This is a genomic window from Methanobrevibacter sp., from assembly GCF_045541095.1.
Taxonomy (GTDB): Archaea; Methanobacteriota; Methanobacteria; order Methanobacteriales; family Methanobacteriaceae; genus Methanocatella.
The window spans coordinates 1-26,892 of record NZ_JAZQIJ010000045.1 but is presented as its reverse complement, the minus strand read 5'-3'; the positions used below and the strand labels follow the sequence as shown (position 1 = coordinate 26,892).

30 protein-coding genes are annotated in these 26,892 nt (G+C 36.0%); 16 read left to right on the top strand and 14 right to left on the bottom strand.

Annotation, left to right across the window (positions count from 1 at the left end):
* The first annotated feature begins 220 nt into the window (after positions 1-220).
* Positions 221-1,195 carry an ABC transporter substrate-binding protein gene (locus tag ACKI2P_RS02055; protein WP_407374587.1) on the top strand — a complete coding sequence of 325 codons (975 nt, stop codon included), beginning with the start codon at positions 221-223 and terminating at the stop codon, positions 1,193-1,195.
* 4 nt (positions 1,196-1,199) lie between these two features.
* On the opposite strand, the gene ACKI2P_RS02050 is transcribed toward ACKI2P_RS02055, so the two are convergent.
* Genes ACKI2P_RS02050 through acs form a run of 3 tightly spaced genes read right to left on the bottom strand, consistent with a single transcriptional unit; the run spans position 1,200 to position 4,355 of the window.
* On the bottom strand, positions 1,200-1,844 hold the full coding sequence (locus ACKI2P_RS02050) for a DUF447 domain-containing protein (protein WP_407374586.1): 645 nt from the start codon (positions 1,842-1,844) through the stop codon (positions 1,200-1,202).
* A complete protein-coding gene (locus ACKI2P_RS02045) occupies positions 1,841-2,200 on the bottom strand; it encodes a hypothetical protein (RefSeq protein WP_407374585.1) in 360 nt (119 codons plus the stop codon). The genes ACKI2P_RS02050 and ACKI2P_RS02045 overlap by 4 nt, the downstream gene beginning before the upstream one ends.
* 58 nt (positions 2,201-2,258) lie before the next feature.
* Positions 2,259-4,355: an acetate--CoA ligase alpha subunit gene (gene acs / locus ACKI2P_RS02040; protein WP_407374584.1), complete on the bottom strand. Its 2,097-nt coding sequence runs from the start codon at positions 4,353-4,355 to the stop codon at positions 2,259-2,261.
* A gap of 321 nt (positions 4,356-4,676) precedes the next feature.
* On the opposite strand from acs, the gene ACKI2P_RS02035 reads away from it, so the two are divergent.
* Positions 4,677-5,597 carry a DUF2121 domain-containing protein gene (locus ACKI2P_RS02035; RefSeq protein ID WP_407374583.1) on the top strand — a complete coding sequence of 307 codons (921 nt, stop codon included), beginning with the start codon at positions 4,677-4,679 and terminating at the stop codon, positions 5,595-5,597.
* A gap of 12 nt (positions 5,598-5,609) precedes the next feature.
* Entirely contained in the window at positions 5,610-6,533 is a 924-nt protein-coding gene (locus ACKI2P_RS02030; RefSeq protein ID WP_407374582.1) for an MBL fold metallo-hydrolase, read from the top strand.
* On the opposite strand, the gene aroC is transcribed toward ACKI2P_RS02030, so the two are convergent.
* Complete coding sequence (aroC, locus tag ACKI2P_RS02025) at positions 6,530-7,630, bottom strand: chorismate synthase (RefSeq protein WP_407374581.1); 1,101 nt, start codon at positions 7,628-7,630, stop codon at positions 6,530-6,532. The genes ACKI2P_RS02030 and aroC overlap by 4 nt on opposite strands.
* A gap of 255 nt (positions 7,631-7,885) precedes the next feature.
* Between aroC and hemB the strand changes: the two genes are divergently transcribed.
* The 4 genes from hemB (at position 7,886) to ACKI2P_RS02005 (ending at position 12,222) form a co-directional block, all read left to right on the top strand.
* Entirely contained in the window at positions 7,886-8,890 is a 1,005-nt protein-coding gene (hemB, locus tag ACKI2P_RS02020) for a porphobilinogen synthase (protein WP_407374580.1), read from the top strand.
* Positions 8,887-9,765: a triphosphoribosyl-dephospho-CoA synthase gene (locus ACKI2P_RS02015; RefSeq protein ID WP_407374579.1), complete on the top strand. Its 879-nt coding sequence runs from the start codon at positions 8,887-8,889 to the stop codon at positions 9,763-9,765. The genes hemB and ACKI2P_RS02015 overlap by 4 nt, the downstream gene beginning before the upstream one ends.
* 142 nt (positions 9,766-9,907) lie before the next feature.
* Positions 9,908-11,449: a phenylalanine--tRNA ligase subunit alpha gene (locus tag ACKI2P_RS02010; protein WP_407374578.1), complete on the top strand. Its 1,542-nt coding sequence runs from the start codon at positions 9,908-9,910 to the stop codon at positions 11,447-11,449.
* A complete protein-coding gene (locus tag ACKI2P_RS02005; RefSeq protein ID WP_407374577.1) occupies positions 11,449-12,222 on the top strand; it encodes an exodeoxyribonuclease III in 774 nt (257 codons plus the stop codon). The genes ACKI2P_RS02010 and ACKI2P_RS02005 overlap by 1 nt, the downstream gene beginning before the upstream one ends.
* Before the next feature lie 18 nt (positions 12,223-12,240).
* Here ACKI2P_RS02005 and ACKI2P_RS02000 read toward each other — a convergent pair whose 3' ends face one another.
* Entirely contained in the window at positions 12,241-12,933 is a 693-nt protein-coding gene (locus tag ACKI2P_RS02000; RefSeq protein ID WP_407374576.1) for a TIGR02253 family HAD-type hydrolase, read from the bottom strand.
* Between the two features lie 38 nt (positions 12,934-12,971).
* A complete protein-coding gene (locus ACKI2P_RS01995; protein WP_407374575.1) occupies positions 12,972-13,655 on the bottom strand; it encodes a DNA polymerase domain-containing protein in 684 nt (227 codons plus the stop codon).
* A 190-nt stretch (positions 13,656-13,845) separates the two neighbouring features.
* On the opposite strand from ACKI2P_RS01995, the gene ACKI2P_RS01990 reads away from it, so the two are divergent.
* The 7 genes from ACKI2P_RS01990 to ACKI2P_RS01960 all read left to right on the top strand — a co-directional run bounded on the left by ACKI2P_RS01990 (position 13,846) and on the right by ACKI2P_RS01960 (position 17,536).
* The gene (locus tag ACKI2P_RS01990; RefSeq protein WP_407374574.1) at positions 13,846-14,193 is read left to right on the top strand and encodes a hypothetical protein; all 348 of its coding nucleotides are present in this window, start codon (positions 13,846-13,848) and stop codon (positions 14,191-14,193) included.
* A gap of 75 nt (positions 14,194-14,268) precedes the next feature.
* Positions 14,269-14,541 carry a hypothetical protein gene (locus tag ACKI2P_RS01985; protein WP_407374573.1) on the top strand — a complete coding sequence of 91 codons (273 nt, stop codon included), beginning with the start codon at positions 14,269-14,271 and terminating at the stop codon, positions 14,539-14,541.
* Complete coding sequence (locus ACKI2P_RS01980) at positions 14,541-14,786, top strand: hypothetical protein (protein ID WP_407374572.1); 246 nt, start codon at positions 14,541-14,543, stop codon at positions 14,784-14,786. The genes ACKI2P_RS01985 and ACKI2P_RS01980 overlap by 1 nt, the downstream gene beginning before the upstream one ends.
* 192 nt (positions 14,787-14,978) lie before the next feature.
* Positions 14,979-15,353, top strand: coding sequence for a 30S ribosomal protein S8e (locus ACKI2P_RS01975; protein ID WP_407374571.1), 375 nt, complete (start codon positions 14,979-14,981; stop codon positions 15,351-15,353).
* A gap of 106 nt (positions 15,354-15,459) precedes the next feature.
* Positions 15,460-16,479, top strand: coding sequence for a hydrogenase expression/formation protein HypE (hypE, locus tag ACKI2P_RS01970; RefSeq protein WP_407374570.1), 1,020 nt, complete (start codon positions 15,460-15,462; stop codon positions 16,477-16,479).
* Between the two features lie 10 nt (positions 16,480-16,489).
* Positions 16,490-16,891 carry an RDD family protein gene (locus tag ACKI2P_RS01965; protein WP_407374569.1) on the top strand — a complete coding sequence of 134 codons (402 nt, stop codon included), beginning with the start codon at positions 16,490-16,492 and terminating at the stop codon, positions 16,889-16,891.
* A gap of 6 nt (positions 16,892-16,897) precedes the next feature.
* The gene (locus tag ACKI2P_RS01960; protein WP_407374568.1) at positions 16,898-17,536 is read left to right on the top strand and encodes a hypothetical protein; all 639 of its coding nucleotides are present in this window, start codon (positions 16,898-16,900) and stop codon (positions 17,534-17,536) included.
* Here the strand turns inward: ACKI2P_RS01960 and ACKI2P_RS01955 are convergent, their stop codons facing one another.
* Both ACKI2P_RS01955 and ACKI2P_RS01950 read right to left on the bottom strand, forming a co-directional pair.
* Positions 17,537-18,004 carry a thermonuclease family protein gene (locus ACKI2P_RS01955; protein WP_407374567.1) on the bottom strand — a complete coding sequence of 156 codons (468 nt, stop codon included), beginning with the start codon at positions 18,002-18,004 and terminating at the stop codon, positions 17,537-17,539.
* A gap of 1 nt (position 18,005) precedes the next feature.
* Entirely contained in the window at positions 18,006-18,698 is a 693-nt protein-coding gene (locus ACKI2P_RS01950) for a PD-(D/E)XK nuclease family protein (RefSeq protein WP_407374566.1), read from the bottom strand.
* 86 nt (positions 18,699-18,784) lie between these two features.
* On the opposite strand from ACKI2P_RS01950, the gene ACKI2P_RS01945 reads away from it, so the two are divergent.
* Entirely contained in the window at positions 18,785-19,663 is an 879-nt protein-coding gene (locus ACKI2P_RS01945) for an SPL family radical SAM protein (RefSeq protein ID WP_407374565.1), read from the top strand.
* 58 nt (positions 19,664-19,721) lie between these two features.
* A complete protein-coding gene (locus ACKI2P_RS01940) occupies positions 19,722-21,002 on the top strand; it encodes a DEAD/DEAH box helicase (protein ID WP_407374564.1) in 1,281 nt (426 codons plus the stop codon).
* Here the strand turns inward: ACKI2P_RS01940 and ACKI2P_RS01935 are convergent, their stop codons facing one another.
* From ACKI2P_RS01935 to ACKI2P_RS01910, 6 genes are read right to left on the bottom strand one after another with little or no spacing between them, the layout of a single operon-like run.
* Positions 21,003-21,806 (bottom strand): winged helix-turn-helix transcriptional regulator, encoded by an 804-nt coding sequence (locus tag ACKI2P_RS01935; RefSeq protein ID WP_407374588.1) that lies wholly within the window; start codon positions 21,804-21,806, stop codon positions 21,003-21,005.
* 58 nt (positions 21,807-21,864) lie between these two features.
* A complete protein-coding gene (gene recJ, locus ACKI2P_RS01930; protein WP_407374563.1) occupies positions 21,865-23,271 on the bottom strand; it encodes a single-stranded-DNA-specific exonuclease RecJ in 1,407 nt (468 codons plus the stop codon).
* A 5-nt stretch (positions 23,272-23,276) separates the two neighbouring features.
* The gene (locus ACKI2P_RS01925; protein WP_407374562.1) at positions 23,277-23,546 is read right to left on the bottom strand and encodes a signal recognition particle subunit SRP19/SEC65 family protein; all 270 of its coding nucleotides are present in this window, start codon (positions 23,544-23,546) and stop codon (positions 23,277-23,279) included.
* Positions 23,547-23,554: 8 nt separating this feature from the next.
* Entirely contained in the window at positions 23,555-24,649 is a 1,095-nt protein-coding gene (gene glf, locus ACKI2P_RS01920) for a UDP-galactopyranose mutase (protein WP_407374561.1), read from the bottom strand.
* Positions 24,650-24,654: 5 nt separating this feature from the next.
* Complete coding sequence (locus ACKI2P_RS01915; RefSeq protein WP_407374560.1) at positions 24,655-25,758, bottom strand: glycosyltransferase family 2 protein; 1,104 nt, start codon at positions 25,756-25,758, stop codon at positions 24,655-24,657.
* The gene (locus tag ACKI2P_RS01910) at positions 25,751-26,521 is read right to left on the bottom strand and encodes a uroporphyrinogen-III synthase (protein ID WP_407374559.1); all 771 of its coding nucleotides are present in this window, start codon (positions 26,519-26,521) and stop codon (positions 25,751-25,753) included. The genes ACKI2P_RS01915 and ACKI2P_RS01910 overlap by 8 nt, the downstream gene beginning before the upstream one ends.
* Positions 26,522-26,892 lie beyond the last annotated feature (371 nt).

Here is a 26,892-nt window from a genome sequence, read left to right as displayed (position 1 = left end):
ATCTACAACGAAAAATTAGTAAAAAAATAAAAAATTAGAAAAAATTATTTATTGGACAGACTCATTATCTTATTTTTTTTACAATAACTTTAAATACATTTAAATATTATATTAAAATCAGGGATTCAATATAACAATTGTTAATTACTTTTTAAAGTAATTTATAAATAGTACTCAATTAATACTATTTAATGTAACATATTTAATTCGGTGATAATGAATGAATAAGAAAATTACATTTGTATTAGTGTTGGCACTTGCGGCATTTTTAGTAATGGGTGCAGCCAGTGCAGGTTTCTTGGACTTTTTAGGTGGGGGATCTGATGACACTGTAAAAATAGGTTATTTACCTTCAGACCACGATGCAGCATTATTTGTAGCTGATGCACAAGGTAAATACGCTGAAAAAAACATTACTACTGAACTTGTACAGTTCAATAACGGTGGCGACTTGATGACTGCTATGGCCAGTGGTGAAGTCGATATAGGATATGTGGGAATTGCTCCTGTTTTATCTTCTGTAGAAAAAGGAGTTCCTGTTAAAGTTATTTCTTCCGCTCAAACTGAAGGTAGTGGAATCGTTGTAACTGAAGAGTCAGGAATCAACTCTGCAGCTGATTTAAAAGGTAAATCAATTGCTACTCCTGGTGAAGCTTCAATTCAATATGTATTGCTTTCATACTACTTGAAAGAAAACGGATTGTCTACTAGCGATTTGAATATTTCCGCTATGAAAGTACCTTCAATGAATGATGCTTTAAAAACCAAACAGATTGACGGAATTATCACTTTCCAACCTTATGTAAGCATTGCTGAAAATCAATCCGGAAATAAGGTTTTAGCCGATTCATTTGAAATCTTGCCTGACCATCCATGTTGTGTAGTTGTAGCATCTGATGACTTTATCAAAAACCATGAAAATACTACAAAAGATATTATAGCTATACACAAAGAAGCTACTGACTTCATTAATGATAACATTATGAACGGTAGTTCTGATGCAGTTGTAAAACTCTTGCCAAAAGATATTGTATCCGATGAAGAGTTAGAAGCTCTCTCATTAGAAAGTTTCCCATTCATCTCAGGTATTGATAAAGATTTCAAATCTGATGTGGATGAATTCCAAAAACTTGAAGTGGATATTGGTATTTTAAACAGTACCATACCTCAAGACAAACTTTACTGGGAAGCATAGTTATTTAACTATGCTTATTTTTTTTATTTTTTTCGTATTCTGATTTTAGATAGGCAATGGCTTTTTTTGTTTTTTCATCTGAAACATTATTAATTACTCTCTGATTTTCAATCAGCTTGTCCATATAGACTTTTCTTTGTGCATCATCAACAATTTTGTATCTTGAAAAACTGACAAGTGATTCTATAAGTGCAGGCAGGCCTCTGTTGAATGCACAAGCATTTTTGTCATTGATTACAAAATCTCTGATTTTTCCTGTGATGAAATATATGTTTTTGTCGCCATTGACTGGAAAGTCATCAGGTCTCTTTTTCTCAATATTTTCAACATCCACAATAATGTAAGCAGGGGTGTTTTTAATGATGACTATGTCATCATCTGTTGTATAATATTCATCGCCCAAGCAATCTAGTGTAGCATAGGTAAAAATCAATGGGTCTTGGGTAATGTTAACTACATATTCATTAGTATTTAGTATGTTTTTTAGGGTTTTTGATCCTTCAAAGATTCTGCAAAATACTTTGTCTTCACCAAGGTACCTGAATGAAAAGACGCCCGCATTTTTAACTCCGTCTTCATTGATGGTTGTTGTGATGCATTCATACTGGATTTCAGGTTCAATCCCTACTTTACTTAAATCATAATTCATTTTATCATATCATTTGTTGAGAAAGGCTCAGCTATTTTATTTAAACTATTGAAAACCTGCATTAATGAAGTAATCTCCTCATCAAGATCTTCATTGTCAATACTTTTAAGAATTTCAATGTATTGTGGAAAAATCTGCTTTCCGTTTGAGAAAAACAGGTAGTATTCGTTGATGTTGACTTCATCATGATTTAAGTCTTCAACAATTTCATTGTATAAATTGTTTAAATCAATGAAGCTTTCATGAAACATTTCTTTAATATCTGAAATTGGTTCATTATTATCTATCTTTTCTAAAGCAGAATTTAATCTGATTATGGAAATGGTATAAGTTTCTAAATCAATTTCACCGTCCATAAAATCACCTTTTAGGGTATAAAAAAAGAAAAAAAGAGTTAATTTCTCATGTGAGAAATTATAATTTGATTTTGATATCGAGTGCAGATGAACCTTCTTCGTAGACGAAGATTGGGTTGATGTCTAACTCAGATATTTCAGGGAAGTCTAAAGTTAATCTAGCTACTCTTTTGATAGCTTCCTTAACTTCTTCAACATCACAAGGAGCTTCTCCTCTGTATCCTGCAAGCAATTTGGATACTTTTGTAGAATCGATTTGTTCATCAATTTCCTGAGAGCTCATACCTTTTGCAAGGTTGAATGAAACATCTTCAATAAGGTTAACGTAGATTCCGCCCATACCGAATGCAATCATAGGGCCGAACTGTTTGTCACGAATCATACCTACAATGACTTCTTCACCTGAATCCATCATTTTTTGAACTTCCACACCGTCAGGAATGATGTCAGGGTGTGCCTTATTGGCGTTTGCAATGATTTCATCATATGTTGCTTTTGCCTCTTCAGCACTTGCAATTCCTACTTTTACACCTCCGATATCGGATTTGTGCAGGATTTTGTCTGATGCGATTTTTAGCACAACAGGGAATTCCATTTCTTCTGCAAGGTCTGCAGCTTCATCTGCGGATGTTGCAAGTTTGATTGGTGCTGCTGAAATTCCGTATGCTTCAGCAACTGCGTATGCTTCACTACCGAGCAATGTATCTCTTCCGTCAGCTTTAACTTTGTCGAATATTGCTTTAACTGCATCCTTATCAACATCTGAAACATTTTCGACAACATCGTCATATTCTCTTTCTTCGAGTTTTGCATATCTTGTCATTGCTTCAAGTGCAGTTACTGCAGTTTCAGGGAATACATATGTTGGTACACCATTTTCCCTTAAAGCGTCATTTGCTGCTTCAAATGATGGCCCACCCATGTTTACAACAATAATCGGTTTGTCGAATTCTTTTCTTTCTTCCAGGATTGCATTTGCAATTCCGTCAGGATCTGCTGATGCGGTAGGACATACCATAACGATTAAACTGTCAACTTCATCTTGGCTCAATACTATTTCCAGAGATTCTTTGTATCTGCTTACAGGTGCATCTCCCAATACGTCAATAGGGTTTTTGGCACTACCTTCTTCAGTTACGCATTCTTTTAATCTGGCAGTAGTTTCTTCATCGAATTGAACAAGTTGTAATCCTGCCTTTTCCATTGCGTCTACTGTAAGTACTCCGCCACCACCTGCATTTGTAATGATGGCTACATTGTCTCCTTTTGGAAGCGGTGCTTTGGAGAATGCAAGACCTAAGTCAAACAGTTCTGCCATGGTTTCCACACGCATGATTCCGGATTGTCTGAATGCAGTATCAAATGCTAAGTCACTTCCTGCAAGTGCTCCTGTATGTGATGATGCGGCTGCTGCTCCTGCTGAGCTTGAACCTGATTTGAGCACGATGATAGGTTTTTTGTGAGCGGTTTCTCTCATTGTTCTGACAAAGTCTTCATCATCGGAAATTGATTCAAGGTAACAGATAATTACGTTGGTTTCGTCGTCTTCTGCAAGGTATTGCAGCAGTTCAATTTCAGTAACTCCTGCTTTGTTTCCTAAACTGATAACTTTACTAAATCCGATTCCTGAAGTTACACTCCAATCGATAATTGCTACCATCATAGCTCCACTTTGTGAAATAAATGCCATATTTCCGGTTGGTGGCATCATTTGTGAAAATGATCCGTTTAAAGGAGTGTGGGAGTCAGTAATTCCTAAACTGTTTGGTCCAATAATGTTTATACCGTATTCTTCACCGAGTGCTGTTAATTCTGCCTCTAATTTAGCACCTTCTTCTCCTACTTCTTTAAAACCTGCAGTAATAACAACCATATTTTCCACACCTGCTTCACCACATTCCTTAACAGTAGGGTTTACAAATGCAACAGGGATGGTAATTATTGCTAAGTCTACTTTTTCAGGTATATCTTTAATGTTAGCATATGCTTTTTTACCTAAAATCTCTCCACCTTTTGGGTTTACTGGATATATTTTGCCTTCAAATCCATCATTGATGAGGTTGTCGACAATGATGTATCCAACTTTACCGGGAGTATTGGATGCACCAATTACTGCCACGGATTCAGGTTTAAACATCTTATTGAGATCTTTCATATGTCTTTCTCCTTATAATTTTTCTTAATTTACCATCAATTTATAATGATAAATTATTAAGAATTATTATAATATAATATAAGGTTTTATTAATATTTAAATATATATGCAAATTTCTTATTGGATAATTTTAATGCTTGTCTATTCTTTTTTAGATATTTTAAAAAAAGTAATTGTTTTTTTCAAAAAAAGTAATTTGGTGATATTTTAAAAACATGTTTTTTTCAGTTAAACTATTTAATAGATAATAAATATAAATACATATGATTAAATAAACTTTTGATATTTTATGAAAATAAAATATCTGATTAAAGGGATAATATGAGCTTAATTATTGCATATATTGGAAAAAAAGGATGTGTAATGGCCGGAGATAAAAGAAAGATAGGATATTTTGGTGATAAGCAAAGATTAGATGAATTAGAAAAAGAATTATATTCAGGTGAAATCAGTAGTGATGATGAATTTCTAAAAAGGGCAGGTGAATTGGGAATTTCAATCAAAATCACTGATGATGCAAACAAATTAAAGATTGTTGGAAATTGTGTTAGGGGTGAAGTAAGTACAAAAGGAACATTTGAAACAAAAAGAAGACGTATTTACGGAACCACAAACGGTTATCAGATAGTTGAGATATTGGGTTCTGAGACACAGTCACGTAAAGCTGGAGAAAAAGGGATAATTATTTTCGGAAATGATTATGCAAAACAGTTAGCTCAAGGCCTTATTCAAAGTAAATGGAAAGCTTCCCAAAGTTTAAAATATATGGGTGAAGTGTTCGAAGGCATTTTAAAAGAAGTTTCCAGTAAAACTCCAACTGTTGGTTCTCACTTTGATACATTAATCCAACAGCCTAAGTTCAATGCATCCGAAGCTCAAAGGCATCTCAACATCACTATCGATAATGATATTAAGGTATTGGTTAAGTTTAGACAGGATCTGACTGAAAAATTAGTTCAGCAGAATATCGCAATTGACATGGCTAACAAGATAATTGATAAAGGCGAAGTCGGCAAAGTAGTTTCCATTGATGGAAATATGCTTCTTGTTCAATTGAATGATAAAACACAGGCAATGGACGGTAACTGGAAACAGCTTGCAGCCCCTGGCCAAAATGTTTTGATGTTCACAGAAAGTGACAATGTCAAAATAGGTGATAAGGTCATCATTGAAAATGAAGATTTATGCCTTAAGAAAGACAAGTCCGCCCTCAAATGCGATATAATATTATGTTCATTGTGATTGGGGATTTAAATGAAAATAACATTTTTAGGAAGTGGTGGTGGAAGGTTTTCCGCTATTTCACAGCGCAGGATGACTGGAGGATTCCGTATAGATAATCTGGGAGGTAAAAACTATCATATCGACCCGGGTCCAGGAGCGCTTGTAAGAACTTACCAATTTGGTTTTGATCCCCGTAACTTAAGTGGTGTTTTCGTCTCTCATGCTCATACTGACCATTATAATGATGCTGAAGTTCTAATTGAAGCTATGACAAGAGGAATGACTCGAAAATACGGCACTATATTTGGAAGCGACAGTGTTTTGAACGGTTATGATCAATGGGGACCTTGCATCTCCAAATACCATCAGTCAAATTCCAGGCTGGTTGTGCTGAAACCTGATAAGTTTGAAAAGGTGGACAATATTCAGGTTAAGGGGACACGGACAAATCACGGTGACCCTACAGGTTCAGGTTTCCAGATAGACTATAACGGTTTTAAGGTCTCATATACTTCAGATACGGGCTATTTTGACGGACTTGCAGAAGACCACAAGGGCAGTGACATTCTGATTGCAAGTGTGCTGAGACCTGGCAACAAGTCAATCAACGGGCATATGTGCACTTTGGATTTCATTAATCTAATCAATGAAGTAGAACCAAAAGTTGCAGTCATGACTCATTTGGGTTTGAAAATGATTTCAAGCAACCCTGTCACTGAAGCCAAAAAGATTTCAAAGCAGACTGGCGTTAAGACTATTGCAGCATTCGATGGTTTGTCATTCAATGTGAACTACAACAATCCTAAGAGATTCCGCCTGATATCCCTTAAGGATGTCAATTCACCAAGTCACAGTGTAAACCATAAGCTGTTCAACAACGAAAGAAGGAATTCCTACCAGACAGCTTTCAAAAATCATGAATTTGATGAAGTTTCATTCATGAAAAAAAATTAGATTTGTTTTTTGAGGTTAGTAGGGTGAATGAATCCTGAGCGAATCATATGGTCTGCAAGAATGATTGCAGTGCTTGATTCGGCTACAACTGTAACCCTAGGACAGATACACGGATCGTGTCTGCCTTTTATTTCTATTTTTTCATTTTCCATTTTTTCCAGATTGACTGAATTCTGACATTTTGAAATGGATGGGGTTGGTTTAACAGCAATTCTTGAAACAATAGGCATTCCATTGCTCATTCCACCAATTATTCCTCCTGAATTGTTTGACTTTGTAGTTATTTCATCATTTTCAATTTGGTACTCGTCATTTATTTCAGAACCTGTTTTATTGCAAACGCCAAATCCGAGGCCTATTTCAACACCTTTAACAGCACCAATATTCATAAGGATTCTGGCCAAATCGCCATCAAGTCTTTCAAAGACAGGTTCACCAAGACCTTTTGGCACTCCAACGGCTATTGTTTCAACAATTCCTCCAACAGAATCTCCTTCCTGTTTTTTAGCTAAAATAAGTTCTTCCATTTCACTTGCCACTTTCATGTCACCGCAGCGAACGGGATTTTTATCGATGTTTTCTTTTATCGTGTTGAAATCTTGTGCGGATGCTTTAACATCACCGATTTGAGTAACATGTGAAACGATTTCAATACCCTGTGTTTTTAAAAGCTTTTTGGCTATTGCTCCACCGATGACATGGCCGATAGTGATTCTGCCGCTTCCTCTTCCTCCGCCGTTGTAATCATAGTTTCCGTATTTCATCATCCAGCCAAAGTCCCCATGGGACGGACGTGGTGTACTTTTAAACATTGAATAGTCTTTTGAGTGCTGATTTTTATTGAAGATTACTCCGGTTATCGGAGTTCCGTCGGTTTTTCCTTCAAATATTCCAGAAAGGATTTGCACTTCGTCAGACTCTTTTCTTGGAGTGGTTACACTGCTGGTTCCTGGTTTTCTTTTGTTCAGTTCCTTTTGTATATCTTCTGCGGTCAGTTCAAGATTTGCAGGACAGCCATCAACAACTGCACCTACTGCAACGCCGTGGCTTGACCCGAAACTTGTTATTTTAAATTTTTCTCCAATTGTATTTGACATGTTTGGCCTCTTTTTTGCAATTGGTGTAATGTTTGTATTTTAAAGTTTTTATATCTTTAAATTTTAACAAATGTTTTTCATTGCATGTATGTTAATTCTATATTCGGGTGCCCTTTCAATATCCCATGAAAAATATAAATAATTTTTTCCGTGCACGTTTTAAATTTATCTGAATTTTATTGAATTTTTCAATATCTGGTCAAAACTAAACATTTTTAATAGTCGTTAAATAAAATTATAAAGCAAGTGATTATTATGCAGTTCCCAGTTACAAGAATGAGAAGACTTAGAAAAAATGCAAAAATTAGAGATATCGTACGTGAAACAAAACTTGAAAAGAAAGATTTGATTTATCCGATTTATTTTAAAGAAGAGCTTAAGGGAGATGAAAAGGAAGAAATTTCATCCCTTCCTGGTGAATTCAGATACTCTCTGGACAGCGGTATTGAGTTTGCAAAATGTCTTGAAGAAAAAGGATTAAAGTCAATTATCGTATTTGGAATACCTGCTGAAGATACAAAGGATGAGATAGCTACTCCAGATTATTCAGCAACTGGAATTGTTCAAAAAGCTGTAAGAAGGCTTAAAAAGGAAACAAACCTTGTAGTAATTACAGATGTGTGCCTATGCCAATACACATCCCATGGTCATTGCGGAATGATTGTGGAAAACGAGGATACTGATGATGGAATTGAGATACTGAATGATGAAACACTTCCATACATTGCAAAAGTCGCACTTTCCCACGCTGAAGCCGGAGCCGACATCGTAGCTCCTTCAGACATGATGGATGGAAGGGTAGGTGCAATCCGTGAAATCCTGGATGAGAACGGATTTTACAATGTCATGATAATGTCATATTCTGCAAAATATGCCTCAGCATTCTATGAACCGTTCAGGGTAGCTGCCTGCTCATCACCTCATGCCGGAGACAGGAAATCCTATCAGATGGATCCTGCTAATGCTGTTGAGGCTATCCGAGAATGTGAGCTGGATGTAATTGAGGGATGCGATTTTCTAATGGTAAAGCCGGCACTTCCTTACCTTGATGTTGTACGTATGGTCCGTGATGAGTTCATGCTACCTCTGGTTGCATATAATGTAAGTGGGGAATATGCAATGCTTATGGCTGCTATTGAAAAAGGATTTTTAACTGAAAGGGCCATTTTGGAATCTTTACTTTCAATTAAAAGGGCAGGAGCAGATTTAATAATCACTAATTTCGCACCGTATATTCTTTTAAATGAGATGATAGAATGAACGCAAATGAAATAGCAAAAATAGCGCAGATTGCTTCAGCACTTGAAGTCAGCGGTTATCCAAAACCGGGCAATGTCCACAGAACACGTGACTATGATGATATGGAATTTGAAGATTTTATCATAAGCGGAATCGTGATTGGAGATTCAATACGAGAAGCATGCAGTGATATTGATGTGGAAAATCCTGAACTTGGAAAATACATTCTTCAGGCAGTAGCAGAAACTGACAGATGGATTAAAAACAACACAAACCTTGGAATCGTAATGATGACAACACCAATTGCGGTTGCAGCAGCCATAAGTGATTCATTTGATGATATTCGTGAAAACATCAAGCTAGTAATGGCAAACACATCAGTTGATGATGCATGTGACCTTTACGATGCAATCAATATTGCTGATGCCGGTGGAATGGGTGACCAGGATGAGTATGATGTTGCAAGCGACAGTGCAAAACAGGAATTGCGAGATAATAATCAGACAATGTATGATGTTTTAAAAATTTCAGCTCCATGGGACATGCTTGCACGTGAAATGACATCAGACATGCCTGCTGTATTTGAAATAGGATATCCTACCTATCATGAACTCAAAGGCGAAAAAACTCAAAATGAGGCTTGCCTTTTGACATTCCTGACAATATTGTCACAGGTTCCTGATACATTGATTTCAAGAAAATATGGCTCCGATGAGGCCATGAAGATATCAATGATGACAAGGGATCTTCTTAACTTAAAGGACAGTCCTGATTTCATTGAAAAGGTAGGTGAATTCGACGACTATCTCTTCAAGAATAAATACAATCCGGGAACAACTGCAGATTTGACAGCAGCTTCCATTTTTGTAAGCTATCTGAAATCCAATTTTGAATGATTTTTTTAATAGGGAAATCCTGCGGATTTCTTTTTTATTTTCTATTTAATATTTTTTACAATTTTTTCTGTTTTTACACTATCTTTATAAATCACTTTAATCATATATTATCATATTATTAATCTTAATTTATGGTGTTTAAATGAGTGAGGATATTAAAAAAACCATTAGTGAATTGCATATTTATGAAAAGAAACTTTTAAAAGAACTGGAAATAAACCCGGAAGCCACTCCAGAGGCTATTGCAGAAAATGCAGGCATGGATATCAAAGCGGTCATGAGTGCTGCCGGTTCACTTGCATCCAAAGACATTATCGAAGTGGACAAAGAGGTTCAAAAAACCTACACTTTAACTGAAGACGGACTCAAATATGCTGAAAACGGACTTCCTGAAAGAAAAATTCTCAATGCTTTGGCTACTAAACAGCACATTCATATGAAGGATTTGGCAAAAGAGGCTGATCTTGATAAAAAAGAAGCAAATATTGCATTGGGCTGGTTACGCCGTAAAAACTGGGCTCAAATAGATAAAGGTGAAATCAACATAACTGATGTCGGTAAGGATTTTGTTTCAAAAATCGATGTTGATGAAAAGGTTCTGGACTATCTTAAGATGAATGCCGATGGAGTCAAGCTTTTCACTGATGATTTAAGAGAAGGATTTAAAAAATTGACAGGCAGAAAAAATATATTGAATGTTAAAAAAGAGACCTCACACTCTTTTAAACTCTTGCCTAAAGGAGAAGCAATTCTTAAGGAAGGCTTTACCATAAAAGAACAGGCTACTCAATTAACTCATGAACACCTTAAAGATGACGCATGGAAAGAATTGGAATATCGTCCATATGACATTACAGCGGAAGCACCTACAGTATTTGCAGGCAAAAAACATCCGTTGAGGATAATCATTGATGAGATAAGGGAAATCTTTTTGAATATGGGATTTTCCGAAGACAACGGACAGTATGTTGAATCAGCATTCTGGAATTTTGATTCACTTTTCCAGCCTCAAGACCATGCTGCCCGTGAAATGCAGGATACATTCTATCTTAAAAATCCTTTAACATGTGATCTGCCTGATGATGCTCTTGTAAAACTCACAGCAGAAACCCATGAAACCGGTGCAGATACCGGTTCCATTGGCTGGCAATATGACTGGAGTGAGGACATTGCACGCCAAAGCGTTTTAAGAACTCACACCACCGGAATATCAACCAAACATCTCTTTGAACATGAACCTCCAATCAAAATGTTTTCAGTCGGAAGGGTATTCAGAAGAGAAACCCTTGACTACAAACACCTGCCTGAGTTCCATCAGGTTGAAGGACTGGTATGTGATGAAAGCATCAGTTATCAGAATCTTTTAGGCACTTTAAAAGAGTTCTATAAAAAATTAGGATTTGAAGTAAGATTCAGACCTGCATATTTCCCTTACACTTATCTGTCAACCGAAACTGAAATATATCTTGAAGAGAAGGAAAGCTGGATTGAACTTGGTGGTGCTGGAATGTTCAGGCCTGAAGTGTTAAAACCGTTGGGCATCAACCAGCCTGCACTTGCTTTTGGTTTGGGAATTGAAAGGCTTGCAATGATAAGATACGATATTGAAGATATTCGTATGCTTTACAAAAGCGATATTAAATGGCTTCGCGAATTGCCTCTTGACAAAGGAGTTAAGTTATAATGTTTATAAAGCTGGTTTCCTGGAATGTTAACGGAATCAGGGCTGTTACCAAAAAAGAGGAATTTTGGGATTGGTTTGAAAATACCGATGCGGACATTCTAAATTTCCAGGAAGTAAGGGCAACCCAGGACAAGATTCCAAAAAAACTGATTGATGTTGAGGAGTATCATAAATCATTCAATGAAGCTGAAAAGAAAGGGTACAGTGGTGTTTCAACATTTTCCAAAATAGAACCAGTTGAAGTTGAAGAAGGACTGGGCATAGATGAACTGGATATGGAAGGAAGGGTTTTAAAAATTACCTATCCTGATTTTATATTATACAACATTTATTTCCCAAACAGCGGAATGAACGCAAAAAGACTTGATTATAAGGTCGATTTCTGTAACGCTCTTTTAAAACAGTTGGTTGAACTTAAAGAGGAAGGCAAAAACATAGTCATCACTGGGGATTATAATATTGCCCACAATCCAATTGATGTTTACAATCCTAAAAACTGTGAAGGAAAGTCAGGTTATCTTCCTGAAGAGCGCGCATGGCTGGATGAACTTGAAAATGCAGGATTTGTAGATACATTCAGAATGTTTGATGAAGGTGAAAACAACTTTACCTGGTGGAGCTACAGAACCCGTGCACGTGAAAGGAATGCAGGGTGGAGACTTGATTATTTTTACGTGAATGAAGAAATAAAAGACAACGTCAAGTCTGCTAAAATTCTAAATGAAATTTATGGTTCCGATCACTGTCCTGTGACATTGGAACTCGAGTTTTAAAAAAAGTGGTTTTGGTGATTAGAGTATTGTATTGACATCACCAATATCATCAACAATAGTAATATCTAAATTTTCTCTTTTTATAAATTCCCTGTCGTCTTCTGTAACGTCGGAATTTACTAAAATAGCACTCAGTCCAGCATTGACTGCACCTAATGCATCTGCTTTAAATTTATTTCCAATCATTACGGATTTTTCAGGGTTTCCGTTCATTTTTCTAAGTGCAACATCAAAAATTAATTTTTGAGGTTTTTCTTTTCCAACTTCTTCTGAGGTGATTACTGCATCGAAAAATGAATGTATATTTAGCCTAACTAGTTTTTCCCATTGTTTGATTGTGATTCCGTTGGATATAACTGCCAAACGGTATCCTTGACTTTTAAGATATATCAATGTATTGATTGTTTCTGGAAATGGCCTTAAAAGCGCCATTTTAACATTGTGGTATGTAATCATACCAAGAGCCACAAGCATAGGGTCTTCATGGCCTAAAACAACTTGTGTCAGCATGTTGAAGTGTCTTCCATAATTTGATCCTTTTTCACGGATAATTGTTTTCAAAACCCCATACGCTTCGTCTTTATCCAAAGGTAGGCCGTTATCTACCATCAGTCCGATGGCTGCTTTTCTTGCGGTTTCAGCAAAATCCGTAGTGTCAAGCAATGTGCCATCAATATCGAAAAAAACTACACGGTCATCATTGTTTATCATATGAATCTTATTTTAATTTTAAAAATATTTAAGTTTTTTTAGAAGAATGCATCAAGACTTTGTTGGACTTCACCGCGAGCCATATCTTCAAGGTCTCTTTTTGTATATCCGAAAGCATACATGATTCTTTCAACTGCAGGGATTAGCTGGTTGTTGATGTAATAGTCCTTGTCATACTGATAGCCTTCACTGTATTCGTAGGGAATTGCGCGTTGGCTGATTGATCCTTTGCCTTTGATGATTATATATTGGATGATGGTTCCTCTTGTTACTTTGATTCCATGTTCTTCAATTCTTTTTGCCGCAACAACATGGGGTCCGACTTGCTTGTACTTGTCAAGAGGCTTTGTGATTTGTGTGTGGATAATCAGTTCCTTATTATCGACATCACCATTTTTGATTCTTTTCAATACTTTTTTAACGGCCTTTATTGCCTTGTCAGAATCTCCTTCTTTTAATATGGCCATTAAAACTTCTTCCTGTGTTTTTTTAACAATTGGTGCCCAGTCCCTTCTAACCAATTCCAGACCTTTGGCTATAATTTCGCCGTCTTCTATAACTGCATATCTCTTTTTGCTTACAAAAAATCCTCTTCTGTAAAATCCTTCATATTCAAGTTCCATGCTTTCGGGTAATGTGGAATTGAGGTATGTGATGAATTTTTGAGCTTGATTTTTAATTTCAGCTTCCAGGGCTATCTGTTCGGGGCTTTCACTAACCAATTTTTACACCTATTACTATTTTATTAAAGGTGGTTAATATTTGTTTGTAGGTCAATTTTGTGAAACTGTTTCAATTTCATTGCCTTAAAATTACTTTATTTACCTTAAAAACATCAGATATTACTTATCAAATGCTCTTGGTCAATATTTATATTTTAAAAGAAATATAATAAGCTATGGAGTTGATAACATGAAAAAAGAAAGATTGATTTCAAGTTATGATGAGATAAACGACACGTTCGTTGCAAAAATTGATGGTAGAAATGGATATTGTGCCAACTATGGCATCTCTGAAGGTGTTTTTTTAAGCATTGACAAAAACAACATTCCGACTTCAGTACTGGTTGACAGGGCTTCTGAGGTTTTCAATATTTCAAAACAGGTTTTAGAAAATTCCAATGTCAGGATAGGCATTGACTGTGACAGCATCTGTCTTTACTTTACAATGTCTATTGAAAATCTGAAAATCTGTTCAATCAAATGCAAAAACGACTTCGGAATTCCAAACATCAATTTTGAAATCGATAGTAACTATTAGTTACTATCTTTTTTCAACTAAGTTTTAAATATGAAGAATATGATAAATTAATTAACAAATCATTAAGGTGATAATTTGAATAATGAAAAAATTAATGTTCAACCTGGAGACGAAATTGTAATTGTCATACCTGAAAGTGATGATGATGAAATAGTAATCGATTTGGATGAATTGGGAATCGATTTGGAAGAGCTGGGTGAAGATGTTAACATCGTATTTCAAATAGAAGGCGAAGACGGAGAGGATATTGTTCTGGAAGAGGATGATGAAATCCTTGAACCTAATGAATGGTATTTTGATGATGATCCGTATGGTATAGTATACTATGAATTTCCGGATGAGGATTAGTGATTAGAATGGGAGAAATTCCTTATTATATTTATGATGATGGCGAAACATCACATATTATGACTTCAAACGCTGAGGCATACATTGATGACGGTGATTTAAGGGAATTGCTGATTGATTTGTTGGGGGATGATGTCAGTGAAGAGGAAATTCAGAAAATCCTGAAAGCGGCATCAGATGAAAATATCTCAGAGGAAGATTTCGACAAGTTGATTGATGATTTTATTTTAAATCATAAATCATAAATTTAACTATTTTTTGCTGAAAAATAAAACATTTATATATAATGATAAAGTAATATTTTATTATCATTATTCTTTAAGGCTCTTTTTTGCTCTCAAAATTAGGCTATCAATTATCTTGCAGATGGTTTTAATTTGAAAGAGGCTTATTGACTGCGATTATTAATTATTAATTATATTTATTTAGGTGAAATAATGGCAATTTCTCAAGGAAAATCAACAAGAAGTCCATCCGGTGCAAGAAATGTTGCAAACCGTGGAAAAAGGAAATCTGAATTAGGAAGAGATCCTGCTGAAACTAGATTAGATGAAAAAAAATTAAGAAAAATCAGAACCCGTGGTGGAAACGAAAAACTCAGGTTAGCTACCGGTAACAAAATCAATGTAACTGATTCCAACGGTAAATCCCAATTATTAGACATTCTTGGAGTAATCGAAAACACTGCAAACCCTAACTACGTAAGAAGGAACATCATTACCAAAGGGGCTATTGTAGAAACTCCAGAAGGTAATGCTAAAGTAACATCCAGACCTGGTCAGGATGGAGTTATTAACGGAATTTTAATTTAAATATTTTTTAAATATTTAATTTCTCTTTTTTTTTAAATTTTTTTAACTATTTTTATATACTTGTTTTAATATAATATTTTAATGATAATTTATATTAGGAGATAAAATGTCAGATGAAAAAATTAGTATGAATCATGGTGCAGGTGGAGAGGTAATGGCAAATTTGATTGCCAGTACTGTTTTAGATAATATCACTAAAAAAAGTGTCAACGGTGGTATTAGTTTAGAGGCCTTGGATGATGGAGCTTCAATTCCGATTGACGATTGGGAAATTGTAGTGACTACAGATGGTCATACTATTGATCCGTTATTTTTCCCTGGCGGAGATATTGGAAGAATATCTGCTGCAGGAACAATCAATGATGTTTCAGTTATGGGGGCTCGTCCATTAGCAATTTCCAATGCAATTATCATGCAGGAAGGATTTCCAATAGATGATTTGGATAAAATCATGAAATCACTTAATGCAACTTGTGAAGAAGTTGATGTTGCAGTCATTACCGGTGATACAAAGGTGATGCCTCAGGATAAGCTTGATGGAATTGTTATGGTAACCACAGGTATCGGTATTGCCAAAAAAGGTGAAGTTATTCGTGATTCAACTTTGGAGGTAGGAGATAAAATCATCGTTACAGGCAGTTTGGGCGACCATGGTATGAGTTTAATGTCATTCAGAGAAGGTTTCGGTTTTGAAACAGATTTGAAATCTGATGTGGCTCCTATGTGGAATATTATCAAAAAAGCTTTGGACATTGGAGGAGTTACAGCAATGAAAGACCCTACACGTGGAGGTTTCGCTAATGCAATAAATGAAATGGCATCTAAAGCGGGTGTCGGTGTAGTTTTAGAACAAGACGCAATTCCAATAAGGCAAGAAGTTCATGCTGTATCTGAAATGTTGGGTATTGACCCATTTGAAGTAGCCAATGAGGGGAAAGTGGTTATGGGAGTTAAGGCTGATAAGGCTGAAGAAATCCTGGAAGCCATCAAAGGTGAAAAATATGGTGAAAATGCCGCAATAATCGGCGAGGTTGTTGAAGGAGAATATGTTATTGTCAACACTCCTATTGGTGGTGAAAGAATTTTAGAAGCCCCAATTGCCGATCCAGTTCCTAGAGTTTGTTAAGGTGATGAACATGGCAAGTGTATTTTCAAGAAGGATAGTTGCATATATAATAGATTTCTTTGTGATTTCCGCAGTCATGTGGATTATTTCATTGTTGGTGTCTTTTGTAGTTGCACCTATTGATTTGTCTTCATATTATGCTCCTTTCCCATTCATTGCACCTATTTTGGGATTTATATATTTTGTTGTTTTAGAAAAGGCAAAAGGTGCAACTGTCGGAAAAGCATTGATGTATCTGGAAGTCAGATCACTAAACGGTTCTAATATTTCATTAGCCCAAGCGATTGTAAGAAATCTAACAAAAATCTATTGGATTCCAATTATTTTCGACTGGCTGATTGGAAGAATCATGAATTCAGATAGATTATTCAACAAAATTACAAGGACTGTTGTCGTTAATGCAATAAATTAGGTAATTATGATAAAAAAAGTTCAGGTTCTTTGGTATTTAAACAAGGACGATTTGGAAAATTATTGTATAGACTTTAAGGAATACAAGTCTCATAAGCTGGACGGATATGAGATTTGTGAAGTCGATGAGGATTTAATCTATGATTTATGCGATAGGGACCCTGACAAGCTGGAACCTATTGGATATTTCAAGAATATCAAGGAAATTGAAAACTATTTGGCTGATACTATAACTAATAATGAATATGATTTGGATTTGGATTCGCCTGAACTTAAAGATAAAATTAATAATGCTTGTTCTAAAATCGAATTTTCAGGTGAAGACTTCTATATTTCCATAGGTTCTGCAGTCGGTAGTGATGACAGCAGAATAGCCAGTTGGTTTGATGCTCTCAGAAAGGAATACAACAGCTCTTCAAAGGACAATATTTGGGTTTTGACGGTGACAGGTTATGATCCTTATGAACTGTCATTGACCGGAAGGGCATTATCTTATGTTTTGGCAGATATTTTAAATGTCACTGAATCATCATTGGATAGTTTGATTCCGAATAAGGGACGTATAAGTGTTGAAGAATGGAATGAAATATTGGATAAAGTTTATAAGAAAAATAAGATTTATTTGGGATTGAATAGGGCAGTTTAGTCAAACTTTCCCTTTTTCAAATTCGCTTGGTTCGAAATAGGAAATTTCTCCCAGGTTTTCATCCAATATCTCTTTGTTTATATCGTCTGTTTGTGTGTATACTATGGCCAGTGTACGGCCGTATTTGTCTTTGGGCTGCTTGTCGTCTATATCAAGATATACTGTTTTTCCAAGGCATTTGTCTTCGACAAATTTTTTTGCATCGCTATATCCGGCTTCGTTGCTTTTTGGTGTGTTTACCTGTGTCAGCTGAACCTTTCCCACACCGTAAACCTGAATTGTATTTCCGTCAATAACTTCAACGCATTTGCCGGCCTGATCATAATGTATGAGTTTATTGCCAATGGTCAGATTTCCTGTTTTGTTTTCTATTGTGTTCGAATCTTCCAAAAACAGATTGGCCACTGTAAGACCTATTGTAATTAAAAATATTGCCAGTAATATTATTGAAATTTTTTTCTTGTCCATACTACTCTTTCTTGTAATGTTCGCAGTAACGTTTGTATCTGCATGATCTGCATTTGTTCGGATTTTTGGTTGGTATGAACGGTTTTGAGCCATCGAATAATCCGTGCATTCTTTCGATTGTGAATTTTATTTCATTTTCGATTTCAGGTGTGAATATTTCAATCCAAAACAGGTTTTCTGTTCCGCGCTCTCTGAGAGCTGCCTTGATTTTTCTTGTATCATTAGTCATGCTTTTGTATGCAAGACAATATGCTCTGACCTGATTCATTGTTGAGAGGTAGGGTGTACGGCCCGGTTTGTCATCGATTATTACGATTTCATTCGGTTTCATCCATATTTCATCTATGTATCCTCTTATTCCATATTCAGGAGCTACTACAAAGCATTCTCTTGACATTGAGGCTTTCTCTTTTGACTGTTCAACCGCCTCTTCGAATGTTGCCGGTGTGGCATCCTGTTTGAAGATGTCTTCAAGCTGGTGGTGGATGTCACTTCCATGTGTCATTTGAGGTGTTGCAGGAGTTTCGATACCTTTCATGTATTCGAGATATAGCTGGTATTCACAATATCCTTGCTGGTTGAGCCAACTAATGGGGAAATTGTTTTTCCCTTCAATAATTTGAAGACCTTTAATGTTAGGGTGGTCTTTAATTTCATATTCCTTTGCATATTCTGTAATGTTTTTTTGTTCCATAATGTTAGTTTGTATTTTGTAATACTTATTACTTTACAAATGCTCTCTCATTTATTTTAAATATTAAAATTTCTAAAATTAATTTCATGCATTACACACAATCAAAAAGTATACTTTCCAGCAATAACGGAATGAATTTGTATCGTGGCTGCACTCATGGGTGCATATACTGTGATTCAAGAAGCAGTGTATACGGTATGGACCATGCATTTGAGGATGTGGAGGTCAAGAAAAATTCCCTGGAGCTGTTAAAAAAGGAACTTCTTAAAAGACCAAAATCCATGATCGGAACAGGGGCAATGACCGACCCCTACATTCCCCTTGAGAATCATTTGGAATATGTAAGGGGGGCTCTGAAACTGATTTACAAATACGGATTTGGATTTACATGCATAACAAAATCAGATTTGATTTTAAGGGATTTGGATTTGCTTGAAAAAATCAATGAAAAATCTAAGGTTGTGGTTCAGATGACTCTGACTACTGCCGATGATGAGCTGTGTGGAATTTTAGAGCCGAACGTCTGCAGAACTTCAAGAAGGGTGGAAGTATTGAATGCATTAAATGATGTTGGAATTCCAACTGTTGTCTGGTTGTGTCCTATTTTACCTTATATCAACGATACTCCCGAAAATATTTCAAAGATTTTGGATTACTGTGTTGAAAGTAATGTGCATGGCATAATATGCTTTGAAATGGGTTTGACTTTAAGGCATGGAAACCGTGAGTATTTCTACTTTAAGCTTGATGAGCATTTTCCGGGACTGAAGGAAAAGTATATAAAGGAATATGGCAGCAGTTATGCCATTCCATCACCGAACAACAAAAAGCTGATGGACTTATTCATGAAAAGAACATCTGATGAGGGAATATTGAACAGTCCTCCTGAAATATTCAGGTATCTGGCTGAATTTCCTCAAAAATCATACCAATCAAAGTTAAATTTTGAACCCTCCGGCTTGTAGAGGCCGGAGAATTCCTGCACAATAATGTTAAATAGCTATTTTTTTAAATATTAATATAATGAATTTTGATGATTTAAACATTTTGGATGAAATAAAAAATGCTATTCGGGATATGGGGTTTTCCAAACTGACTCCAATTCAAAAACTCGCAATCAAACCTGCTCTTAAGGGATTTGACTTGACTGCCCAGGCTCAAACCGGTTCAGGCAAGACTCTCGCATTTGCAATTCCTGTTCTTCAAAAGGTTTTCATTCCGGACAGGTCTCCCCAGGCGATAATTCTTTGTCCGACAAGGGAACTGTGTATGCAGGTTGCAGGAGAAATCACAAAGGTCGGCAAGAACATCAAAAAGCTTAAGGTTCTGGCGGTCTATGGAGGCCAGCCAATCGGAAAGCAGACTAGGGTTTTAAAGAAGGGGGTTCATATTGTTGTCGGAACTCCTGGCCGTGTGATAGATCATATCGAGAGGGGCAATCTTGATTTGATTGGTGTTGAAAGTGTTGTTTTGGATGAAGCAGATGAAATGCTGGATATGGGTTTTAGGCAGGATATTGAAAGAATTTTGACTGATGTTCCTCGACAAAGACAAACAATGCTATTTTCAGCTACAATGCCTACTGAAATTAGAAAGATTGCCAAAGCATATCAGAAAAATCCAAAATTCATAAAAGTCTCCAATGACAGGAAAAACATTCCCAAGATTACTCAGCATGCTTTTAAAACAAACCGCAAGCATAAATTTGATGATTTCATGAAACTTATTGATGCCTATGGCATTAAATCAGCACTGGTATTCTGCAATACTAAAAAAGGTGTTGATTTTGTTTTCAAATCATTGAAAAAGAATGGTTATTCCGCAGAGGCTATTCATGGTGATATGAGCCAAAAGCATAGAGACATTGTCATGAACAAGTTCAGAAATTCCAATGTCAGATTTCTGGTTGCAACCGATGTTGCCGCAAGGGGTCTGGATATTTCCAATCTTGAATTCATAGTTAATTATGATGTGTCTACAAATTATGATGATTATGTGCATAGAATAGGCAGAACTGCAAGGGCAGGTAAATCCGGTTATGCTTTGACTTTGGTTTCAAAAGAAGATTTGATAAACTTCAATAATATTAAAAAGTCATCTGATGGTCAAATTATAGAAAAAAATATTCCTGATGATGAAGAATTGGAAAATATCAAAAATAAGAGAGTTTTGGATGAGGTAAAAAAATCAATTAAAATTGATAATTTACAAGAATACTTGGATATAATAAAAAAGAATTCTTCAGAGGATATTAGTACTGAAGAATTGGCTGCGGCTTTATTAAAAAAAGTAAGGGAAAATTAGTTATTTTCCACCGTCAATAATGTTGTATTTGATTTTTTCATTTTCAAGTTCGCGAGTGAATGCTTTGCTCATGTCTCCGACACATATTGCAATGATATTAAGTCCTTTACGGGCTGCGTTTGCTGAAGCTTGTGGTGCAGCAAACTCTATATCAATATTTAATCCTAATTTTTTTGCAATAGCTCTTGAAACTGTTCCAGCAACTGCGACTTTATCAAATGGTTTTCCAGTATTTGTTCCTTTTAAATAAACGTTGTTGATGAGGTTTAAATCAGTGGATTTGGATCCTCCGTCTTTTATGGTTGGAACATTTATGACAGTTACTTCACCTACGGTCATGTCAATAATTCCGGTCAGGTTAGTTAATGAAACGTCCATGTCCTTTTCAGCATCGTCCAAAACAACGCCTGTTGCGTTTTCTTCTTTCTTATGCGCGTACAATACTCCATTATCCATATATAAACCAACAATATCCTCTTTTTTAAGGTCTTCTTTGGCTATAGCTGGCCAAATGGTTTTATAATGATTCATTGTTTCTAAAACAGAATCAGAGTATTTTCTTAAGCTTATGGCATCTTTTTTAACTTTATCAATACCGGCTTGTGTAATTTTGTAAGGTGATCTTCCATCTTTTGAAGTGATATATCCAAGTTCAATCAATGTCTTGATATTCTCGGAAACAGCCTGAATTGTTATTCCAAGGGTTTTAGCCAAATCTTTTTGCTTGAGATGAGGGTCTTGTTTTGATATTTCACTTAATATTTGAAAATGTGTAAGTGCACCTCGTTTTTTAAATGCTTTCATCATTTTCATTCCTCAATTATACTTGATATGTATATCTATTACAGTTATACTATATAAATTAATTAGTTAATGTTCCGTTTAGTTTTTCATTAAATAATTCAAGGAATTCTGATTTTTTTTCAATAGGAATGTATGCACCACAGGCCATAGAATGCCCTCCACCACTTCCTCCAACTTCGGATGCAACTTCCCTGATGATATTTCCGAAATGAATTCCATCATATGAAAGCAAACGTGAACATCTAAGTGAAATCTTAAGTCCATTATCATCGGTTTGTGTAAAACCGATTACCGGTTTTTTCCAGTTGCATTTGCCTAAAATCATTCCGGCAACTGTTCCAACGATTTCAGGTTTGATTCCTGTCCCATCAAAATATTGAAGGTTTTCCATTTCAATAATGCTGTTTTCATCGCTTTCGGTAATTCTTTCTATTGATGTTGCAAGATTGTACTTGTGAGTTTTGCTGACGGATTCAAGTTCATCAAGGGCTATAATGCGGTCTCCTTTGAGAACTTCCATTGCAATCATCTCTTCATGATTTCGCCCACATGCGTTCATTGCAGTCGAAAATTCGGAGGCGTCCCTTAAAAAGCTGTCGGGGTCTTCCTTTAAGAATGTATATGCATCGGCAATAATTAATTTCGGAATGTATTGGACATATTTTCCCGGAACGACTTTGGAGATGGTTTTGAATAGGTATTGGAATAGTTTTCCCTTTTCCTCTACGGTCAGTTGATTTAATGTTTTCCTATTGTGTTTTTCATCGATTCCAAGTTCTTCCAAAACGGCCATTGTTTCATTGGTGTTGTCAGTTATCGGCAATTTGACATCGCTAAAGTAAGAAAGGGCAACAAAAAGAGGCCTTGTGTTTCTTCCGTAGATGTTTATGTCATTTTTGGTAACTTCAAGAAATCCTCCGTCAATTGCATCCTGCTGGATGATTTCGTTCAGTCCTTCAAAATGGCCGGATTTTGTATTTTGCATATCTCCGATTGCGGATAAAACTCCAATCCAGCTTAAATCGTCATATCCAAATTCCTTGGCCAAAAAGTAACACAGTCCTCCTCCGCAAACATAGTATGAACCATCTATTCCATGATGCATGGGATTGATTTCAAGATATGTATAGTCTTTGTCCTCAGCATAATCAAGGTCCCTTAAAGGAGGGTGATGGTCCAGGATGATAATCTTTTGGCCTTTTTTTGCTTTTGTATCGATGCGTTGGCCTGAACCCAAATCAGAAAAGATTGTCAGTTCATGGTTAAGGTCCAAATCATCTAGAACATCGAGGTTTACAAATTCTATTTCGTGATCTTTTTTTTGTCTGTCTAGGATGGTTGATAATATTGCGCCTGAACAAATTCCATCACAGTCTATGTGAGAGTATACCTTAATGTTTTCGGCATTTTCGATAATCTCACGTGCTTTTTTATATTGTTCCTGCATTAATTGTGGTATTTCCATAGTAATCAGTTTCTTATTTCTTTTATTTTTAAGCTTACAGTCTTAAGTAATTCCATTTTTGTGTCTTCCCATTCGACCAATATCCTTCCGGATTTCTCATACCATTTTCCAGGGTATGAAGCCTCATTATGGGTATTGTATTTCAATCCAAGCCTTTTAAGCGCCCTTTCAATTTCTGAAAGGCTAGGTTCCTTAACGGCAATTTCCTTTGAAACCTTACGGCCTTGGCTTAGGGATAGATTTTTGTCTAAATATTGTGGCCAGATTGTAATCATCTTATCACCTATTTGATTTGATTTTCAAATACTTCAAGGGCTTCCTTAACAACCAAATCCATATTGTAGTATTTGTATTTGGCAAGTCTTCCCAAAAATATGACGTTTTCCTCTTTTTCCATTTCCGCTTCGTATAACTTGAATTTGTCAAGATATTCCTGGGTCGGGTAAGGATAGCATTTCTCGCCGTTGAATCCAGGATATTCTCTCATGATGGCAGTTTTTCCTTCGACTTCCTGCCAGGTGAGTTTCTTGAATTCAGTTATTCTTGTAAAGTAAGGGTCGTTCGGATAGTTTACAACCGCAACGTCCTGGTATGAATCCTCATCCAGAATTTCATATACGAAGTTAAGGCATCTGTATAAAAGCTCTCCATACTTGTAGTCGTAGAAGTAATCGATAGGTCCGGTGTAAATAAGGGTTTCATAGTTGATTTTATCAATATAATCCTTGTAGTCCGCCTTGAGGCCTACATGAATCTTGTCTGATTTAATCATGTTTTCACACATTTTGGTAAACCCTTCCTTAGGCATTCCCTGATATGTATCTGCAAAGTATCTGTCATCATGGTTGAATCTGAACGGAATTCTTGAAATGACAGAAGGGCTCAGGTTTGCGGCTGATGTTCCCCACTGCTTTTCGGTGTAGTTTTTGAAAAGCTTTTCGTAGATGTCACGGCCGGCATTTTTAAGTACGACGTCTTCGGAGGATTTGACCTCATCGATGTCTTCCTTGTGATTTTCTATCCATTCCTTCATGGATTCCTCATCCAAGTCAAGGTCATACAAAGCGTTCAGGGTGTCGATGCATATTGGCATTGGTACAAGTTTCCCGTCCACATAGCTTAGAACCCTGTGTACATAGTCATTCCATTCGGTAAACTGTGAAAGGTAGTCATGAACCTTCTTTTCGCTTGTGTGGTAGATGTGCGGGCCGTATTTTTGAACTAAAATCCCGTCATCATAAAAGTCATAAACGTTTCCTCCGATATGGTCACGCTTTTCGATAATCAGTACTTCTTCATCCAGTTCGTTTGCAATTCTTTCAGCTATTGTGAGGCCGGAAAGTCCTGCTCCCACAATCACGTATTTATAATCCTTCATAATCTTTACTCCCTTGCGGTAAATATAGCGGTTTCAAGTGCTGTTGTCATTGAGCTCATCAGCATCTTGCTTTTCAAATCGCTTTGATGTATCTTTTTAAGTTTTTTCACTTTTTTAAGCAGCAGTTTGTTTTCCTCTTTTGTAAACGGTGAATTTTTCCAGGTATGCATCCAGTGAAGCAGGTGAGGATTCAGTGACACTGTCTGAATCTCCTTGGAAAATCCTTCAGTAAGTTTTCTGCAGTAGATATAAGCTTCCATAAGCTCATCAAGGAGTCTGACATTAACCGTATTTGTAATGGATTTGTCTTCGGGAAGGTCTCTTATGTAGTAATCGTAACTCATGAAGTTGTTGAGATAAACGATTCCGTCTGCCTTCAGGAAAGTTTCCAGGGTAAATGCCATGTCGTCTCCTGTGACATATTTCTGGAAACGGATATTGTTGTCCATCAGCAGTTCCCTTTTATATATTTTACACCAAACGGAAGGCTGTATCTTTAAAAGGTCAGGTTCTGCTTCGATGTTGTCTACATGTATTATGTCAATAGGTCCGTCTCTCGGATAGGTTACCTCCAGTGTCTTTCCGTAGAGTATCCTTTCAACGACATTGTCCCACAGAATATCAGGGATATCCAAAAAATTTGCAGACTCGAATGTTTCATCAGGATATGTGCTTTCAAGGTCTGCCTCATATGGTGAGTAGGATTCCTGAACGTATCCTCCGTACTCGAATATCCTTCTAAAACGTGCAAATGCAATGTCTGTGTCATATTTCTTGATTGTATTGTATAGCACTTCACATGCATCAGGAGTATATCTGTCGTCAGGGTCCAGAAACATTATGTAATCTCCGGTTGACGCTTCTATACCTGTATTGCGGGGGGTGTGTGCTCCTCCGCTGTTGGTTTCATGATGGATTGCAACGCAGCAATCGTATTTTTCAGCGTATTCATCGATGATTTTATCTGATCCGTCTGTTGAGCAGTCATTGACCATGATGATTTCCAGATTTTCATTACCGATACTTTGGTTGATAAGAGAGTCAATTCCTCCTTTAAGGTGAGGTCCAACATTGAAAATCGGTAAGATAATGCTTATTTTTTCATCCATTGTTCTCTCTCCATGTCTTGAATAATAATTCCATCATGTCTGGAACTGTGTAAGTGTCAGGGTAAATATAGGAAATGTCATACTTTTCAAGAACCCTTGCTGTAATCGGGCCGATACAAACGGTTAACAGATTGTCATTTAATAGTTTTGCAAGTTTGCTTTTGTCTTCAGCTATTTCAAAGAAGTTTTCAACAGTTAACGGACTTGTAAATGTAATTGCATCAATTTCATGATTTTCTATTTTTGAGATGAGTTCCTTTACTGCTTTTTCATCCATCGGGAACAATGATTTGTATGCTTCAGCAAGAATAATTTCGTTTCCAAGTTTTTCAAGCTCTTCAGGAAGAATAGGTCTTGCGGAAGCTGTCCTTGGGATTCCAATGGTTTTATCAGTAATTCCACGTTTTTTAAACTCTTCAATGAGTCCTTCTGCAGTAAAGTCTTCAGGCATCAAATCAACATTCAATCCATTTTTTTCAGCCAGTTTCCCGGTTTTGTTTCCAATGACTGCAAGTTTGCAGTCGAGGGTTTTTATAAAGTCCGGATAAAATTTGTTTAGGGAAACGATTGTGGTTGGAGATGTAAATACAATCCAGTCCAGTTCATCCTTTCTTGAAACAAGTTCCTTTAAGGAATCGCTGTTTACAGGTTGCAGGTCAAGGGTCGGTGCAAGAATTGCCTCACCACCCATGTTTTCTACAATCTCACAAGCCTTTTTCGCCCTATCTTTCGGCCTTGTTATTGCAACAACAGGTTTTGACATCTTATATTACCTTCATTAAGTTATAATGATTTATATTTTGTTTTTGTTTGTTTATAATGTTTTCCTATTTTAATTTTTGTAGAAATTGATTTAACTTTCTTGAATTGTTTTAATTTTGAAAATGTTATTTATTTTAAATAAAAAAATTTAATGGGATATCACTAAATAATTTATTTTAAAGTTGCCAGTTGACTTTATTTTTTTATTTAACTGATTTTAATGTAAGTATTTACTTTAAAACGATGAAAGTAGTCACTTACATTCGAAAAACTTTATATATGATGCTATTTATACAATTAATTGTCTTTCAGAAACAATTTGGAAAAACAAATTTGTTTCATTCGGATTTAAATTAAAAAAATTAAAGGAGA

Excerpts from the sequence above, each read along its gene's own strand:
- ACKI2P_RS02055 (WP_407374587.1), top strand. The coding sequence starts at position 221 with ATGAATAAGAAAATTACATTTGTATTAGTGTTGGCACTTGCGGCATTT.
- ACKI2P_RS02050 (WP_407374586.1), bottom strand. The coding sequence starts at position 1,844 with ATGAATTATGATTTAAGTAAAGTAGGGATTGAACCTGAAATCCAGTAT.
- ACKI2P_RS02045 (WP_407374585.1), bottom strand. The coding sequence starts at position 2,200 with ATGGACGGTGAAATTGATTTAGAAACTTATACCATTTCCATAATCAGA.
- acs (WP_407374584.1), bottom strand. The coding sequence starts at position 4,355 with ATGAAAGATCTCAATAAGATGTTTAAACCTGAATCCGTGGCAGTAATT.
- ACKI2P_RS02035 (WP_407374583.1), top strand. The coding sequence starts at position 4,677 with ATGAGCTTAATTATTGCATATATTGGAAAAAAAGGATGTGTAATGGCC.
- ACKI2P_RS02030 (WP_407374582.1), top strand. The coding sequence starts at position 5,610 with ATGAAAATAACATTTTTAGGAAGTGGTGGTGGAAGGTTTTCCGCTATT.
- aroC (WP_407374581.1), bottom strand. The coding sequence starts at position 7,630 with ATGTCAAATACAATTGGAGAAAAATTTAAAATAACAAGTTTCGGGTCA.
- hemB (WP_407374580.1), top strand. The coding sequence starts at position 7,886 with ATGCAGTTCCCAGTTACAAGAATGAGAAGACTTAGAAAAAATGCAAAA.
- ACKI2P_RS02015 (WP_407374579.1), top strand. The coding sequence starts at position 8,887 with ATGAACGCAAATGAAATAGCAAAAATAGCGCAGATTGCTTCAGCACTT.
- ACKI2P_RS02010 (WP_407374578.1), top strand. The coding sequence starts at position 9,908 with ATGAGTGAGGATATTAAAAAAACCATTAGTGAATTGCATATTTATGAA.
- ACKI2P_RS02005 (WP_407374577.1), top strand. The coding sequence starts at position 11,449 with ATGTTTATAAAGCTGGTTTCCTGGAATGTTAACGGAATCAGGGCTGTT.
- ACKI2P_RS02000 (WP_407374576.1), bottom strand. The coding sequence starts at position 12,933 with ATGATAAACAATGATGACCGTGTAGTTTTTTTCGATATTGATGGCACA.
- ACKI2P_RS01990 (WP_407374574.1), top strand. The coding sequence starts at position 13,846 with ATGAAAAAAGAAAGATTGATTTCAAGTTATGATGAGATAAACGACACG.
- ACKI2P_RS01975 (WP_407374571.1), top strand. The coding sequence starts at position 14,979 with ATGGCAATTTCTCAAGGAAAATCAACAAGAAGTCCATCCGGTGCAAGA.
- hypE (WP_407374570.1), top strand. The coding sequence starts at position 15,460 with ATGTCAGATGAAAAAATTAGTATGAATCATGGTGCAGGTGGAGAGGTA.
- ACKI2P_RS01965 (WP_407374569.1), top strand. The coding sequence starts at position 16,490 with ATGGCAAGTGTATTTTCAAGAAGGATAGTTGCATATATAATAGATTTC.
- ACKI2P_RS01960 (WP_407374568.1), top strand. The coding sequence starts at position 16,898 with ATGATAAAAAAAGTTCAGGTTCTTTGGTATTTAAACAAGGACGATTTG.
- ACKI2P_RS01955 (WP_407374567.1), bottom strand. The coding sequence starts at position 18,004 with ATGGACAAGAAAAAAATTTCAATAATATTACTGGCAATATTTTTAATT.
- ACKI2P_RS01950 (WP_407374566.1), bottom strand. The coding sequence starts at position 18,698 with ATGGAACAAAAAAACATTACAGAATATGCAAAGGAATATGAAATTAAA.
- ACKI2P_RS01945 (WP_407374565.1), top strand. The coding sequence starts at position 18,785 with ATGCATTACACACAATCAAAAAGTATACTTTCCAGCAATAACGGAATG.
- ACKI2P_RS01940 (WP_407374564.1), top strand. The coding sequence starts at position 19,722 with ATGAATTTTGATGATTTAAACATTTTGGATGAAATAAAAAATGCTATT.
- ACKI2P_RS01935 (WP_407374588.1), bottom strand. The coding sequence starts at position 21,806 with ATGAAAGCATTTAAAAAACGAGGTGCACTTACACATTTTCAAATATTA.
- recJ (WP_407374563.1), bottom strand. The coding sequence starts at position 23,271 with ATGGAAATACCACAATTAATGCAGGAACAATATAAAAAAGCACGTGAG.
- ACKI2P_RS01925 (WP_407374562.1), bottom strand. The coding sequence starts at position 23,546 with ATGATTACAATCTGGCCACAATATTTAGACAAAAATCTATCCCTAAGC.
- glf (WP_407374561.1), bottom strand. The coding sequence starts at position 24,649 with ATGAAGGATTATAAATACGTGATTGTGGGAGCAGGACTTTCCGGCCTC.
- ACKI2P_RS01915 (WP_407374560.1), bottom strand. The coding sequence starts at position 25,758 with ATGGATGAAAAAATAAGCATTATCTTACCGATTTTCAATGTTGGACCT.
- ACKI2P_RS01910 (WP_407374559.1), bottom strand. The coding sequence starts at position 26,521 with ATGTCAAAACCTGTTGTTGCAATAACAAGGCCGAAAGATAGGGCGAAA.